This window comes from Pseudomonas bharatica CSV86 (assembly GCF_000319305.2).
GTDB lineage: Bacteria > Pseudomonadota > Gammaproteobacteria > Pseudomonadales > Pseudomonadaceae > Aquipseudomonas > Aquipseudomonas bharatica.
Window position 1 is genome coordinate 846263 of sequence record NZ_AMWJ02000001.1, and the last position, 13371, is coordinate 859633.

At 62.5% G+C, this 13371-nt stretch carries 12 protein-coding genes and 1 tRNA gene; 9 read left to right on the top strand and 4 right to left on the bottom strand.

Translation table 11 applies throughout. From position 1 onward, the window contains the following. The first annotated feature begins 2 nt into the window (after nucleotides 1-2). The 8 genes from mltG to CSV86_RS04015 all read left to right on the top strand — a co-directional run bounded on the left by mltG (nucleotide 3) and on the right by CSV86_RS04015 (nucleotide 6934). Nucleotides 3-1151 carry an endolytic transglycosylase MltG gene (gene mltG, locus CSV86_RS03980; RefSeq protein ID WP_037062186.1) on the top strand — a complete coding sequence of 383 codons (1149 nt, stop codon included), beginning with the start codon at nucleotides 3-5 and terminating at the stop codon, nucleotides 1149-1151. 19 nt (nucleotides 1152-1170) lie between these two features. After that, nucleotides 1171-1803 (top strand): dTMP kinase, encoded by a 633-nt coding sequence (gene tmk, locus CSV86_RS03985; RefSeq protein ID WP_009406822.1) that lies wholly within the window; start codon nucleotides 1171-1173, stop codon nucleotides 1801-1803. Next, on the top strand, nucleotides 1796-2782 hold the full coding sequence (locus CSV86_RS03990; protein WP_009406820.1) for a DNA polymerase III subunit delta': 987 nt from the start codon (nucleotides 1796-1798) through the stop codon (nucleotides 2780-2782). Before tmk ends, CSV86_RS03990 begins: the two co-directional genes overlap by 8 nt. A gap of 36 nt (nucleotides 2783-2818) precedes the next feature. Then, nucleotides 2819-3607, top strand: a complete 789-nt coding sequence (locus CSV86_RS03995; protein WP_009406818.1) for a TatD family hydrolase — start codon at nucleotides 2819-2821, stop codon at nucleotides 3605-3607. Nucleotides 3608-3940: 333 nt separating this feature from the next. Continuing rightward, nucleotides 3941-4579: a TetR/AcrR family transcriptional regulator gene (locus tag CSV86_RS04000; protein WP_009406816.1), complete on the top strand. Its 639-nt coding sequence runs from the start codon at nucleotides 3941-3943 to the stop codon at nucleotides 4577-4579. 128 nt (nucleotides 4580-4707) lie between these two features. Beyond that, a complete protein-coding gene (locus CSV86_RS04005) occupies nucleotides 4708-5676 on the top strand; it encodes a GTP 3',8-cyclase MoaA (protein ID WP_009406814.1) in 969 nt (322 codons plus the stop codon). Nucleotides 5677-5759: 83 nt separating this feature from the next. Next, on the top strand, nucleotides 5760-6362 hold the full coding sequence (locus CSV86_RS04010; protein WP_009406812.1) for a DUF4823 domain-containing protein: 603 nt from the start codon (nucleotides 5760-5762) through the stop codon (nucleotides 6360-6362). Between the two features lie 11 nt (nucleotides 6363-6373). Beyond that, nucleotides 6374-6934 (top strand): DUF1285 domain-containing protein, encoded by a 561-nt coding sequence (locus CSV86_RS04015; RefSeq protein ID WP_009406810.1) that lies wholly within the window; start codon nucleotides 6374-6376, stop codon nucleotides 6932-6934. Between the two features lie 72 nt (nucleotides 6935-7006). Here the strand turns inward: CSV86_RS04015 and CSV86_RS04020 are convergent. Together CSV86_RS04020 and CSV86_RS04025 are read right to left on the bottom strand one after the other, a co-directional pair. Continuing rightward, nucleotides 7007-7082 (bottom strand) — tRNA-Asn (locus CSV86_RS04020). Between the two features lie 60 nt (nucleotides 7083-7142). Beyond that, complete coding sequence (locus CSV86_RS04025) at nucleotides 7143-8339, bottom strand: amino acid aminotransferase (protein ID WP_009406808.1); 1197 nt, start codon at nucleotides 8337-8339, stop codon at nucleotides 7143-7145. A gap of 285 nt (nucleotides 8340-8624) precedes the next feature. Here CSV86_RS04025 and uvrB point away from each other — a divergent pair, with 285 nt between their 5' ends. Continuing rightward, nucleotides 8625-10640 (top strand): excinuclease ABC subunit UvrB, encoded by a 2016-nt coding sequence (gene uvrB / locus CSV86_RS04030; RefSeq protein WP_009406804.1) that lies wholly within the window; start codon nucleotides 8625-8627, stop codon nucleotides 10638-10640. A 93-nt stretch (nucleotides 10641-10733) separates the two neighbouring features. On the opposite strand, the gene CSV86_RS04035 is transcribed toward uvrB, so the two are convergent. Then, entirely contained in the window at nucleotides 10734-12284 is a 1551-nt protein-coding gene (locus CSV86_RS04035) for an MDR family MFS transporter (protein WP_009406802.1), read from the bottom strand. Next, entirely contained in the window at nucleotides 12274-13314 is a 1041-nt protein-coding gene (locus tag CSV86_RS04040; RefSeq protein ID WP_009406801.1) for an HlyD family secretion protein, read from the bottom strand. Before CSV86_RS04040 ends, CSV86_RS04035 begins: the two co-directional genes overlap by 11 nt. Nucleotides 13315-13371 lie beyond the last annotated feature (57 nt).

Genomic DNA, 13371 nt, shown 5'->3' on the forward strand with positions numbered 1-13371 from the left:
TTTTGAGACGTAAATTGTTGTTGCTGCTGGAGATCATTCTGATCCTGGGCGGCCTGGTGCTTGGCTATTCCGCCTGGAAGGTCAGTTCGTCGGTGGACCAGCCGTTGCACCTTGGTGGCGAGGAACTGCTGGATGTCCCCACCGGCACCAACCCCAATCGCATGTTCTATCGCATGGAAGGCCAGGGCCTGATCAAGGACGCCTTCTGGCTGCGTCTTTACTGGCGTTTCAATATGGCCGGTACCGCGCTGCATACCGGTGAGTACCGCATGACGCCGGGCATGACCGTCCGCGATCTGCTCGACGCCTGGCGCCGTGGCGACGTGGTCCAGTACAACCTGACCCTGGTCGAGGGCTGGACCTTCCGCCAGGTGCGCGCAGCCCTGGCCAGGCATGAAAAGATCAAGCACACCCTGGACGGCATGAGCGATGCCGAGGTGATGGACCAACTGGGGCATCCGACGGTTTTCCCCGAGGGCCGCTTCTTCCCCGATACCTATAAGTTCGTGCGCGGCACCTCCGATGTCGAGTTGCTGCAACAGGCCTATGCCCGCCTGGAAGAGGTGCTGGCCAGGGAGTGGGCCGATCGTCCCGCCGAACTGCCTTACCGTGACCCTTACCAGGCGCTGATCATGGCCTCGCTGGTCGAAAAGGAAACCGGGGTACCCCATGAGCGTGGCCAGATCGCCGGGGTGTTCGTCCGGCGCATGCAGATCGGCATGCAATTGCAGACCGACCCTACCGTCATCTACGGCATGGGCGAGCGCTACAACGGCAAGATCACCCGCGCCGACCTGCGTGAGCCCACGCCCTATAACACCTACGTGATCAGCGGCCTGCCGCCGACGCCCATCGCCATGGTCGGTCGCGAGGCAATCCATGCCGCACTCAATCCTGCGCCTGGCACCAGCCTGTATTTCGTCGCCCGCGGTGATGGCAGCCATGTCTTCTCCGACGATCTCGACGCCCACAACGCGGCGGTACGCGAATATCAGTTGAAGCGTCGCGCCGACTATCGTTCCAGCCCGGCGCCGCTCAACGGTGATGACAAGGTCCGGAAGGACGAGCCGGTACCGCAGGAGACACCCGCGGTGCCACCCGCCGTTGGTCCGGTCGAGACGCCGGCCGCCGGGGACGCTATCCAGCAATGACCATTTTCGAGGACGCCGAGTGAGCGGTTTGTTTATTACCCTGGAAGGCCCGGAAGGCGCCGGCAAGAGCACCAACCGCGACTATCTGGCGCGGCATCTGCGCGACCGCGGCCTGGATGTGCTGCTGACCCGCGAACCGGGCGGCACTCCCCTGGCCGAGCGGATCCGCGAGCTGTTGCTCGCGCCCAGTGATGAAAAAATGCATGCCGATACCGAACTGTTGCTGGTCTTCGCCGCCCGGGCCCAGCATCTGGCCGAAGTGATCCGCCCGGCCCTGGCTCGTGGTGCCGTGGTGCTTTGTGATCGTTTCACCGATGCCACCTATGCCTACCAGGGAGGTGGTCGTGGCCTGGACGTGGAGCGTATCGCCACGCTCGAACGGTTCGTCCAGGAAGGGTTGCAGCCTGACCTGACGCTGCTGTTCGACCTTCCGGTTGAAGTCGGCCTTTCCCGGGCCGCCGCCCGGGGGCGCCTGGACCGGTTCGAGCAGGAAGGCCAGGGCTTCTTCGAAGCCGTGCGCCAGGCCTACCTCGACCGGGCCAAGGCCGACCCGCAACGTTACTGCCTGATCGATGCGGCGCAGCCGCTGCCAGCGGTGCAGCAGTCGCTGGATGGCCTGGTCGGGCAGATCGTGGACCGTTGCCGTGGCTGAAGCGTATCCGTGGCAGGCGGCGCTCTGGCAGCAATTGGCCGGCCGCGCCCGGCATGCCCATGCCTATCTGCTGCATGGTCCCCAGGGAATCGGCAAGCGTGCCCTGGCCGAGAACCTGATGGCGCTGCTGTTGTGCCAGCGTCCTGCGGAACTCCGGGCTTGTGGACAATGCAAGTCCTGCATGCTGCTGGCGGCAGGCAGTCACCCTGACAACTACGTGCTGGAGCCGGAAGAGGCGGACAAACCGATCAAGGTCGACCAGGTTCGTGACCTGGTCGGCTTCGTCACCCAGACCGCCCAGTTGGGAGGACGCAAGGTGGTATTGATCGAGCCGGTGGAGGCGATGAACGTAAATGCCGCCAACGCCTTGCTCAAAAGCCTTGAGGAGCCTTCTGGCGATACCGTTCTGTTGTTGGTCAGTCACCAGCCAAGCCGCTTGCTGCCGACGATCAAGAGTCGCTGCCAGCAGATTGCCTGCCCGCAACCGAAGGAGGCCGAAAGCCAGGCCTGGCTGGCCTCGGCCCTGCCTGGATGCGAGGAGCAGGAACGCATCGAGCTGCTGAGCCTGGCCGCCGGGTCACCGCTGATGGCAGTCGATCTGCAAGGCCAGGGTGTGCGGGAGCACCGTGCCCAAGTGGTCGACGGGGTGAAGAAACTGCTCAAGCAGCAGCAATCGCCCAGCCAGCTTGCCGAATCCTGGAAGGATGTCTCCCTGTTGCACCTGTTCGACTGGTTCTGCGACTGGTCGAACCTGATCCTGCGCTACCAGTTGACCCAGGATGAGGAGGGCCTTGGCCTGGCCGATATGCGCAAGGTCGTGCAGTACCTCGCGCAGAAAAGCCCGCAGGGCAGGGTGCTGGAGATCCAGGACTGGATTCTCGAACAGCGCCAGAAAGTCCTCGGCAAGGCCAATCTCAACCGCGTGCTGTTGCTGGAGGCCCTGCTGGCTTCCTGGGCAATGTTGCCGGGGCAGCGCTGAATTTCCTCAATTTCCTTTTCCAATCGTGACTTCGCCATGCTCGTAGACTCCCATTGCCACCTCGACCGTCTTGATCTCGCTGCCCATGATGGCTCCCTGGATGCTGCGCTGGACGCCGCGCGTGCCCGTGGGGTCGGGCATTTCCTGTGCATCGGGGTCAGCGCCGACAACGCCGCCCAGGTCAAGGCCCTGGCCGAGCGTTACGCCGATGTGGACTGTTCGGTGGGCGTCCATCCGCTGGACCTGGCGCCGGGGGCCGAGCCGGCGCTGGACTGGCTGCTGCAGGAGCTGAACCATCCGAACGTGGTGGCCATCGGTGAGACCGGCCTTGACTATCACTACGAGCCGGACGCGGCGCAGTTGCAGCAAGCTTCGTTCCGCCTGCACCTGGAGGCTGCCGGCGTCACCGGCAAGCCGGTGGTTATCCACACCCGTGCCGCGCGGGCCGACACCCTGGCCCTGTTGCGCGAGGCCGACTTGCCCCAGGCCGGTGTGCTGCATTGTTTCACCGAGGATTGGGACATGGCCCGGGCGGCGCTGGATCTTGGTTACTACATTTCCCTGTCCGGCATCGTCACCTTCCGCAATGCCGACGCGCTGCGGGATGTCGCGCGCCAGGTGCCGGCCGACCGCCTGCTGGTGGAAACCGACTCGCCCTACCTTGCGCCCATTCCCCATCGTGGCAAGCCGAACCTGCCGGAATACGTACGCGACGTTGCCGAGTTCATTGCCCTGGTGCGGGGCGAGCGCTACGAGCAACTGGCGGAACAGACCACCGCCAACTTCCGCCGGCTGTTCCCGCTGGCGCGCGTGTCCGCGGCCTGAGCCCGGCGAACGGGCAAAAAAAACCCGGGTTCTGGGGGGGGAATCCGGGTCAAGACCATTAGGAGTAAAACAAAGGCGAACACTCCCTGATCACCTTTATCGGCGAGACACTTGGGGGATATGCCCCGCCAACAATTCAAGTATTAATCAGGATTGATGGGCTTCCAGCCCAGGCTGCTCGTTTTTTAAACAGATTTGGAATACGCCCGCCGCTGCTGAGAGCGCATCGCTCCTGGCAAAGGTTCTCGAAGCCATGAACATGCTTGGATGATCCGTGCATTTTCCCGCAAGTTAGGCATAATACTTGGCTTCGATTTTGATCCAGTCCTTCTTATGCAGAAAGAACCTCGCAAGGTCCGTGAATTTCGTCGCCGTGAGCAAGAGATTCTCGATACCGCACTCAAGCTGTTTCTCGAACAGGGTGAAGATAGCGTCACCGTCGAGATGATCGCTGATGCTGTGGGTATCGGCAAAGGCACGATCTACAAGCACTTCAAGTCCAAGGCGGAGATCTACCTGCGCCTGATGCTCGACTACGAGCGGGATTTGAACCAACTGCTGCACTCCGCCGATGTCGACCGCGACAAGGAAGCCCTGTCGCGCGCCTACTTCGAATTCCGCATGCGCGATCCTCAGCGCTACCGCCTGTTCGACCGCCTTGAGGAAAAGGTGGTCAAGGGGCACCAGGTACCGGAAATGGTCGAGGAACTGCACAAGATCCGCGCCTCGAACTTCGACCGCCTGACCCTGCTCATCAAGGGCCGGATCAGTGAGGGCAAGCTCGAGGATGTACCGCCGTATTTCCACTACTGCGCCGCCTGGGCGTTGGTACACGGCGCCGTGGCGCTGTACCACTCGCCGTTCTGGAGCAACGTGCTGGAAGACCAGGAGGGCTTCTTCCAGTTCCTGATGGATATCGGCGTGCGCATGGGCAACAAGCGCAAGCGCGACCCGGAACCAGCGGCGAACTGATACCTGCCTGCGACACCGTCGCTGTCGGTGATGACGGGGCAGGAATATACTTTGGAGGCGAGGCTTGCAAAAACCTGATTTTTGAGTCAGGTTTTGCAGGCCCGAATCATTCCATCCCGGAGTTCTCCATGATCGTCGACCGTCAAGGCAGGCGTTTTCGCAATTTGCGTGTCAGCCTTACCGCCGCTTGCAACTACGCGTGCACCTACTGCGTGCCCGATGGCAAGCGTCTGGTCGCCGCCCAGGACGAACTTTCCGCCGAAGCCCTGGCTCGCGGCGTGGCCTGGCTGATCGAAGCAGCCGGCATCGAGCGCCTGCGGGTAACCGGCGGCGAACCGCTGGTCAGTCCCAAGCTGGAAACTTTCCTCAGGACCGTGGCCGGCTTCGGCCTGGACGACATCAGCCTGACCACCAACGGCCAGTTATTGGCGCGCAAGCTGCCGCTGCTGAGCGAGGTGGGTATCCGACGGCTCAACGTGTCCCTCGACACACTCGACGCCAAGGCATTTCGCAGCATCTCCCGCGGGGGCGACCTGCCCAGCGTGCTCGATGGCATGGCGCAAGCGGCGGCAGCGGGGATGAAGATCAAGGTCAACATGGTGCCGCTGCGCGGGCAGAACCTCGACCAGGTGCTGCCGCTCCTGGAGTATTGCCTGGAGCACGGCTATGAACTGCGTTTCATCGAGTTGATGCGCATGGGCCACCTGGCACGTGACAACAACGCCTTCCTGCAGCAGTTCGTCGGCCTGGAGACCCTGCTGCAAGTGATTGGCGAGCGCTACGAGTACGCCCAGGCCGAAGCGCCGATCGATGCCACTGCCTTGCGCTATCGGATTCCCGGGCAGGGCTGCTTCGGTGTGATCGCCAACGAGAGCGTGCCGTTCTGCCGTACCTGTTCGCGCCTTCGCCTTTCCTCCACCGGCTGGTTGCACGGTTGCCTGTCGTCAAGCAACCGCCACTACATCGGCGACCTGCTCGACCGGCCTCGCCACCAGGCTTTGCCGGCGTTGCAGGGCCTGCTGGTCAAGGCGCTTGGCGACAAACAGAGCGTGGCCTTCTCCGGTGGCGCCACGGTGATGAAGATCATCGGTGGTTGATGCAGCCAGGTGCTGCAAGCTGGAACAGAACCTGCATCCACGGGCTGTCCGCCGGTTTTCCGTCGCCGGCCTCTGGAGGAAAGATGCGTAGCCTGGTTCTGCTGCTGGCGTTCGTCACGCTGGGTGGCTGCATGAATGTCAGCGACATGGGTGAAGCCACCCGCTATCACATGAGCGATGCCGGTCTGCTGGACCACAGCAATACCCAGCGTTCGATGTCGCTGCGCCTGCAACCCGACTCGTTCATTTTCATCGCCCAGGGCGTTTTCGTGCCGCCGGGCCGGGCCTATCCGCGTCCCAATGTGGTGGCGGAAGAGGCTTTCAAGGGCTTCGTCGAATACTTCCCGTTGGTGCGCCGCGCACAAGGGCCGATCGGCCTGGAAGATGCGCTGGGCGAAGCGCGCTCCGTCGGCGCCCATTACTTGCTCTATACCCGTTTCGCCAAGGCGGACAACCGTATCGGCAACGGTGATGAATGGTATGACGAGCAAGCCGTGGACCGCCTGGGTATCGACACCGGCACCATCCAGTTGATGCTGATCGAAACCAGTACCCGCTACCTCATCGACACGGCGCGCATCCACACCCGCGGCGGATTGCTGACATTCCATGACAACAAGCCGGAAGATTTGCTTGCCCAGCCTCTGGAGGACTACGCTCGTGCTCTTCTGGGACTGAGTAACTGAGGGGCTTGGGCATGGCGGATACGAGCAAGGCGGGCGACCTGCTGGCGCAGATTCCAAAGGCGGAAAAAGGCTTGCCGCCCGTGCACCTGTGGAACCCGGACTTCTGCGGCGATATCGACATGCGTATCGCCCGTGATGGCACCTGGTTCTACCAGGGCACGCCGATCGGCCGCAAACCCATGGTGCGGCTGTTCTCCACCATCATCCGTCGTGACGGTGACAATTACTTCCTGGTCACGCCGGTGGAGAAGGTCGGGATCAAGGTCGATGATGCGCCGTTCGTGGCGGTCAGCGTGGACGTGCAGGGCAGTGGTGAAGCGCAGGTGCTGCGCTTTACCAGCAATGTGGAGGACCAGGTCGAGGCCGGTCCGGATCATCCGCTGCGTTTCGTCATCGATCCGCTGACACAGGAACCTTCGCCCTACGTGCATATACGGGCCAACCTTGAAGCCTTGATTCACCGCAATGTGTTCTATGAACTGGTGGAGCTGGCGGAGTCCCGCGAGATCGACGGTGAGGCCTGGCTCGGGGTATGGAGCGGCGGCGAGTTCTATCCGATCGGGCGGCAGTGACCGGTCGTTGCGGATTTTTCTGCCACAAATGAAAAACCTCCAGTGCTTGCGCATCTGGAGGTTTTCAGTATTTGGCTCCGCGACCTGGACTCGAACCAGGGACCCAATGATTAACAGTCATTTGCTCTACCGACTGAGCTATCGCGGAATCTGGGGCGTATCTTACTGATTCCCAAGGGGAAGTCAAGCTTCCCCGGGAATTTATCGCTTACAGCACCTCGACGATGGCTTTGGTCACCACGTGGATGTTGCTCTGGTTCAGGGTGGCCACGCAGATGCGGCCGGTGTCCAGGGCGTAGATGCCGTAGTCGTTCTTCAGGCGGGCCACTTGTTCGACGCTCAGGCCCGAGTAGGAGAACATGCCGCGCTGGCGACCGACGAAGCTGAAGTCGCGCTTGGCACCGTATTCAGCCAGCAGCTCGACCATCTGCTTACGCATGCCGTGGATGCGGCCGCGCATTTCGCCCAGCTCGGTTTCCCACATCTGACGCAGCTCGGCGCTGTTCAGTACGGCAGCGACGATGCTGGCGCCGTGGGTTGGCGGGTTGGAGTAGGTGGTGCGGATCACGCGCTTGACCTGCGACAGCACGCGCGCACTTTCTTCCTTGGCGCTGGTGACGATCGACAGGGCGCCGACGCGCTCGCCGTACAGCGAGAACGACTTGGAGAACGAGCTGGAGACGAAGAATTCCAGGCCCGATTCGGCGAACAGGCGGACCGCGAAGGCGTCTTCGGCGATGCCATCGCCAAAGCCCTGGTAGGCCATGTCCAGGAATGGCACGTGACCCTTGGCCTTGACCACTTCCAGGACGTTTTTCCAGTCCTGCAGGCTCAGGTCGACGCCGGTCGGGTTATGGCAGCAGGCGTGCAGGACGATGATCGAACCCGCTGGCAGGTTGTTCAGGTCCTCCAGCATGCCGGCGCGGTTGACGTCGTTGCTCGGGGCGTCGTAGTAGCGGTAGTTCTGCACCGGGAAACCGGCGGTTTCGAACAGGGCGCGGTGGTTTTCCCAGCTCGGGTCGCTGATGGCGACGACGGCGTTCGGCGACAGTTGCTTGAGGAAGTCGGCCCCGATCTTCAGGGCGCCGGTACCACCGACGGCCTGGACGGTGACTACGCGGCCTTCGGCCAGCAGCGGCGACTCGGCACCGAACAGCAGTTTCTGCACGGCCTGGTCGTAGGCGGCGATACCGTCGATCGGCAGGTAGCCGCGGGAAGCGTGCTGGGCGGCACGTTGGGTTTCGGCTTCGATGACCGCACGCAGCAGTGGGATGCGTCCTTCTTCGTTGCAGTAAACGCCTACGCCGAGGTTGACTTTCTCGGTGCGGGTGTCGGCGTTGAATGCTTCGTTGAGGCCCAGAATGGGATCGCGTGGTGCCAGCTCGACAGCGGAAAACAGGCTCATTATTACCTTGGCTCTGAATGGAGGGTGAGTAGGGTCTGCACGCTCCAGCCGAATGCACTAGAGCGGTGCACAAACGGGGAGTCAGTATAGTGATACCGCTCGGTCACTGCGACAGTCGGGCGCAGCTTTTCCTGCTGTTTGGGGGAATATTTTTCGACCGTTAGTCGAATCCCCCGGTCAACCGTGGACGGCCAGGGTTGAAACTGGCACATAGCGGCATTAATTGGGTATAACTACTGGCTAAAAATACAGTTGCCTGTATCCGCATTCGCGCAGAGGTCCGTCATGTCCGAGTTTCAACTGGTCACCCGTTTCCAGCCGGCCGGCGATCAGCCGGAAGCCATCCGCCTGATGGTAGAGGGCATCGAGGCGGGGTTGGCGCACCAGACCCTGCTCGGTGTGACCGGCTCGGGCAAGACCTTCAGCATCGCCAATGTCATCGCCCAGGTGCAGCGGCCGACCCTGGTCCTGGCACCGAACAAGACCCTGGCCGCGCAGTTGTACGGCGAGTTCAAGGCGTTCTTTCCCAACAACGCCGTCGAGTACTTCGTTTCCTATTACGACTACTACCAGCCGGAAGCCTACGTGCCGTCGTCGGATACCTTCATCGAGAAGGATGCCTCGATCAACGACCATATCGAACAGATGCGCCTGTCGGCGACCAAGGCGCTGCTTGAACGGCGCGATGCCATCATCGTCACCACGGTTTCCTGCATCTACGGCCTCGGCAGCCCCGAAACCTACCTGAAAATGGTCCTGCATATCGACCGCGGCGACAAACTCGACCAGCGCGCCTTGCTGCGCCGCCTTGCCGACCTGCAGTACACCCGCAATGAAATGGACTTCGCCCGTGCCACCTTCCGCGTGCGTGGCGACGTGATCGACGTATTTCCCGCCGAATCGGACCTGGAAGCCATCCGCATCGAGCTGTTCGACGACGAAGTGGAGAGCCTCTCGGCCTTCGACCCGTTGACCGGCGAGGTGATCCGCAAGCTGCCGCGCTTCACCTTCTACCCCAAGAGTCATTACGTCACGCCGCGGGAGACGCTGCTGGACGCGGTGGACGGCATCAAGGAGGAGCTCAAGGACCGTCTGGAGTACCTGCACAAGGCCAACAAGCTGGTGGAAGCCCAGCGTCTTGAGCAGCGCACCCGTTTCGACCTGGAGATGATCCTCGAGCTCGGTTACTGCAATGGTATCGAAAACTACTCGCGCTACCTGTCCGGCCGGCCGGCCGGGGCACCGCCGCCCACCTTGTACGACTACCTGCCGCCGGATGCGCTGCTGGTGATCGACGAATCCCACGTCAGCGTTCCGCAGGTCGGGGCGATGTACAAGGGTGACCGTTCGCGCAAGGAAACCCTGGTGGAATACGGCTTCCGCCTGCCGTCGGCGCTGGACAACCGGCCGATGCGCTTCGACGAGTGGGAAAGCGTCAGCCCGCAGACCATTTTCGTTTCCGCGACCCCGGGGCCTTATGAGGCCGAGCATGCCGGTCGTGTGGTCGAGCAGGTGGTGCGACCGACCGGCCTGGTCGACCCGCAGGTGGAGATCCGCCCGGCGCTGACCCAGGTCGACGACCTGCTTTCGGAAATCCGCAAGCGCGTGGCGGTGGAGGAGCGCGTGCTGGTTACCACCCTGACCAAGCGCATGGCCGAGGACCTGACCGACTACCTCGCCGATCACGACGTGCGGGTGCGCTACCTGCACTCGGATATCGACACGGTGGAGCGGGTCGAGATCATCCGCGACCTGCGCCTGGGCACGTTCGACGTACTGGTGGGGATCAACCTGCTGCGCGAGGGCCTGGACATGCCCGAGGTGTCGCTAGTGGCGATCCTCGATGCGGACAAGGAGGGCTTCCTGCGTTCGGAGCGTTCGCTGATCCAGACCATCGGCCGCGCCGCGCGCAACCTCAATGGCCGGGCGATTCTCTACGCCGACCAGATCACCGGGTCGATGCAGCGGGCAATCGACGAAACCGAGCGGCGCCGGGAAAAACAGATCGCCTTCAACCAGGCGCACGGCATCGTGCCCAAGGGCGTGGTCAAGGACATCACCGACATCCTCGAAGGCGCCAACGTGCCGGGCTCGCGCAGCAAGAAGCGCAAAGGGATGGCCAAGGCGGCGGAGGAGAGCGCCAAGTACGAAGCCGAGCTGCGTTCGCCGGCGGAGATCACCAAGCGCATCAAGCAGCTGGAAGAAAAGATGTTCCAGCTGGCGCGGGACCTGGAGTTCGAAGCGGCGGCGCAGATGCGCGACGACATTGCCAAGTTGCGGGAGAAGCTGATTACTGCCTGAAGTTCTTTGCTGCTGTTGAGGGCCTCATCGCTGGCAAGCCAGCTCCCACAGGGTTGTGTGGGAGCTGGCTTGCCAGCGATTAGGCCCTGAAGTTCAATGAGCCTCTCCAGCCTTGAGCCCTTGCGGCAACGTCCGGGTCATCAACACCGCAACCATGCTGATCGCCAACCCGATCCCGACAAAATGGAAGGCATCGTTGTACGCCATGATCAGCGCCTGCTGATGAGTGATTTCGCTCAACCGCCCCAGTGCTGCCCCATCGCTCCCCAGTTTCTCCGCCAGTTGCCCCAACCGTTCCGCCACTTGGGGATTGGTTGGCACTATCGATTCGCGCAGGTAATCGAAGTACACCTTGGTTCGTGCATCCAGCAGCGTCGCCAGCAAGGCGATGCCGATCGCGCCGCCCAGGTTGCGCAGGATGTTGAACAGGCTCGATGCCGACCCGGCATCCTGCGGCTGGATGTAGGCGGTGGCGATCAACGAGATGGTGACCATGATCATCGGCTGACCAAGGGCGCGGATGATCTGGATGTGGTTGAACTGGGCCCCGGCGAAATCCGGGTTGAGCACGCCGGAGCTGAAGCTGGCCAGCCCGAACAGGCCGAAACCCAATGCGCACAGGACCCTGGGCGGGATCACCTTCATCAACCTGGGCACCAGCGGAATCAGGAACAGCTGCGGAATGCCCATCCACATGATCACCTCGCCGATCTGCAAGGCGTTGTAGTTCTGGACCTGTGCCAGGTACAGCGGCAGCAGGTAGATCGAACCATACAGCCCCACGCCCATGCCCAGGCTGGCGATGCTCGACAAGCCGAAGTTGCGGTTGCCGAGGATGCGCAGGTTGATCAGCGGGTTGGGTCTTGAAAACTGGATGATGACAAAGGTGATCAGGCTGATCAGGGCGATGCTGCCCAGCCCTACGATGAGGCTCGATTCCAGCCAGTCCTTGCGATGACCTTCCTCCAGGAAAACCTGCAGGCAGCCGAGGCCGACACCCAAGGTGACGATGCCGGCGTAATCGGTACTCTTGAGCAGCTCCCAGTGGGCTTCCTTTTTCTCCAGGCCATACATCAGCCCGGCGATCATCAACAATCCCGGTGGGATGTTGATGTAGAAGATGTACTCCCAGCCCCAGTTTTCCGTCAGCCATCCACCCAGGGCCGGGCCGATGGACGGGGCGAAGGTGGCCGTCATGGCGAACATCGCCATGCCCTTGGCGCGGTGGTGTTCCGGCAGCTTGATCAGGGTCAGGGTGAACGCCAGGGGGATCAGCGCGCCACCGGTGAAGCCCTGCAGGGCGCGGAACAGGATCATGCTTTCCAGGTTCCAGGCCATCGAGCAGAGCAACGAAGACACCAGGAAACCCAGGGACACCCATACCGCCAGGCGCCGCGCCGAGAGCAACTGCACCAGCCAGGCGGTGAGCGGGATCATGATGATCTCGGCTACCAGGTAGGAGGTGGAAATCCACGAGCCTTCCTCCAGGGTCGCCGACAGCGCGCCCTGGATGTCCTTCAGCGAGGCGTTGGTGATCTGGATGTCGAGCACGGCCATGAAGGCGCCGAGCATCGCGCTCATCACCGCGATCCAGTCGCGCCGGCTGGGTTCGCCGACGGGACGGATCAGTTGGTCACCGGCCATCGTCGTGCAGGTCGACGGTGGCGGTGACCGACATGCCCGGGCGGATCCGGCCATGCAGCGGATTATCGGCGGCGAAGGTCAGTTTCACCGGAATACGCTGTACGACCTTGGTGAAGTTGCCTGTGGCGTTGTCGGGTGGCAACAGGCTGAACTGGGCGCCCGAAGCGGCGAACAGGCTATCGACGCGGCCTTCGATCGGGGTGTCGGGGTAGCTGTCGAACACCAGTTCGGCACGCTGGCCGGGTTGCATCCTGCCGATCTGGGTTTCCTTGAAGTTGGCCTGCACCCAGATGTCCTCGTCGGGGACGATGGATAGCAGGTACGCGCCGTTCTGCACGTACTGGCCGTCGCGGGCGGCGCGCTGGCCGATCATGCCGCTGATCGGCGCATGGATTTCGCTGCGGGCCAGGTTCAGTTCGGCCTGGGCCAGGTCGGTGCGGGCCGTGGCGATCTGCGCATCGAGACGCTTGAGTTCGGCTTCCAGGGCGCTGACCTGCTGGCGCTGGCCCTGCAGGTCGGCCTGGGCCTTGCTGACCTGGGAGCGGGCTACATTGCTTTCCGCAGACAGGGTGGTGACCCGCTCCTCGGAAACGAAGCCCGGCTTGCGCAGCGCCTGGGCGCGGTTCAGGTCCAGTTGTGTGCGGCCGAGGGTAGCCTGGCTGGCGGAAACCTGGGCCTGGCCGGCGGCGATCAGGCTGGATTGCTGGGTCAGCCGGCTCTCGGCCTGCAGGCGCTCGGCCTGGCGGGTGTCGAGGGTGGCGCGGGCGCGTTCGACAGCGAAGCGGAAGTCATCGGCTTCCAGGCGGATCAGCAGGTCGCCTTTTTTCACGTGCTGGTTGTCCTGCACCAGCACGCTATCGATCCGCGCGCTCAACTGACTGGAGACACGGGTGATTTCGCCCTGGACATAGGCGTTGTCGGTGCTTTCGTAAAAGCGCCCCTTCAGATACCAATGGGCGAAGAAGGCGAGGGCGACCAACAGGACCAGAAAAAGAAAAACCAGCAGGCGACGCTTGAGTTGGGCAGGCATGAGGACGATCGTTCCAAGAATGTAAGCAAATTTAACAAAGATCGGATCCAGCGGTGC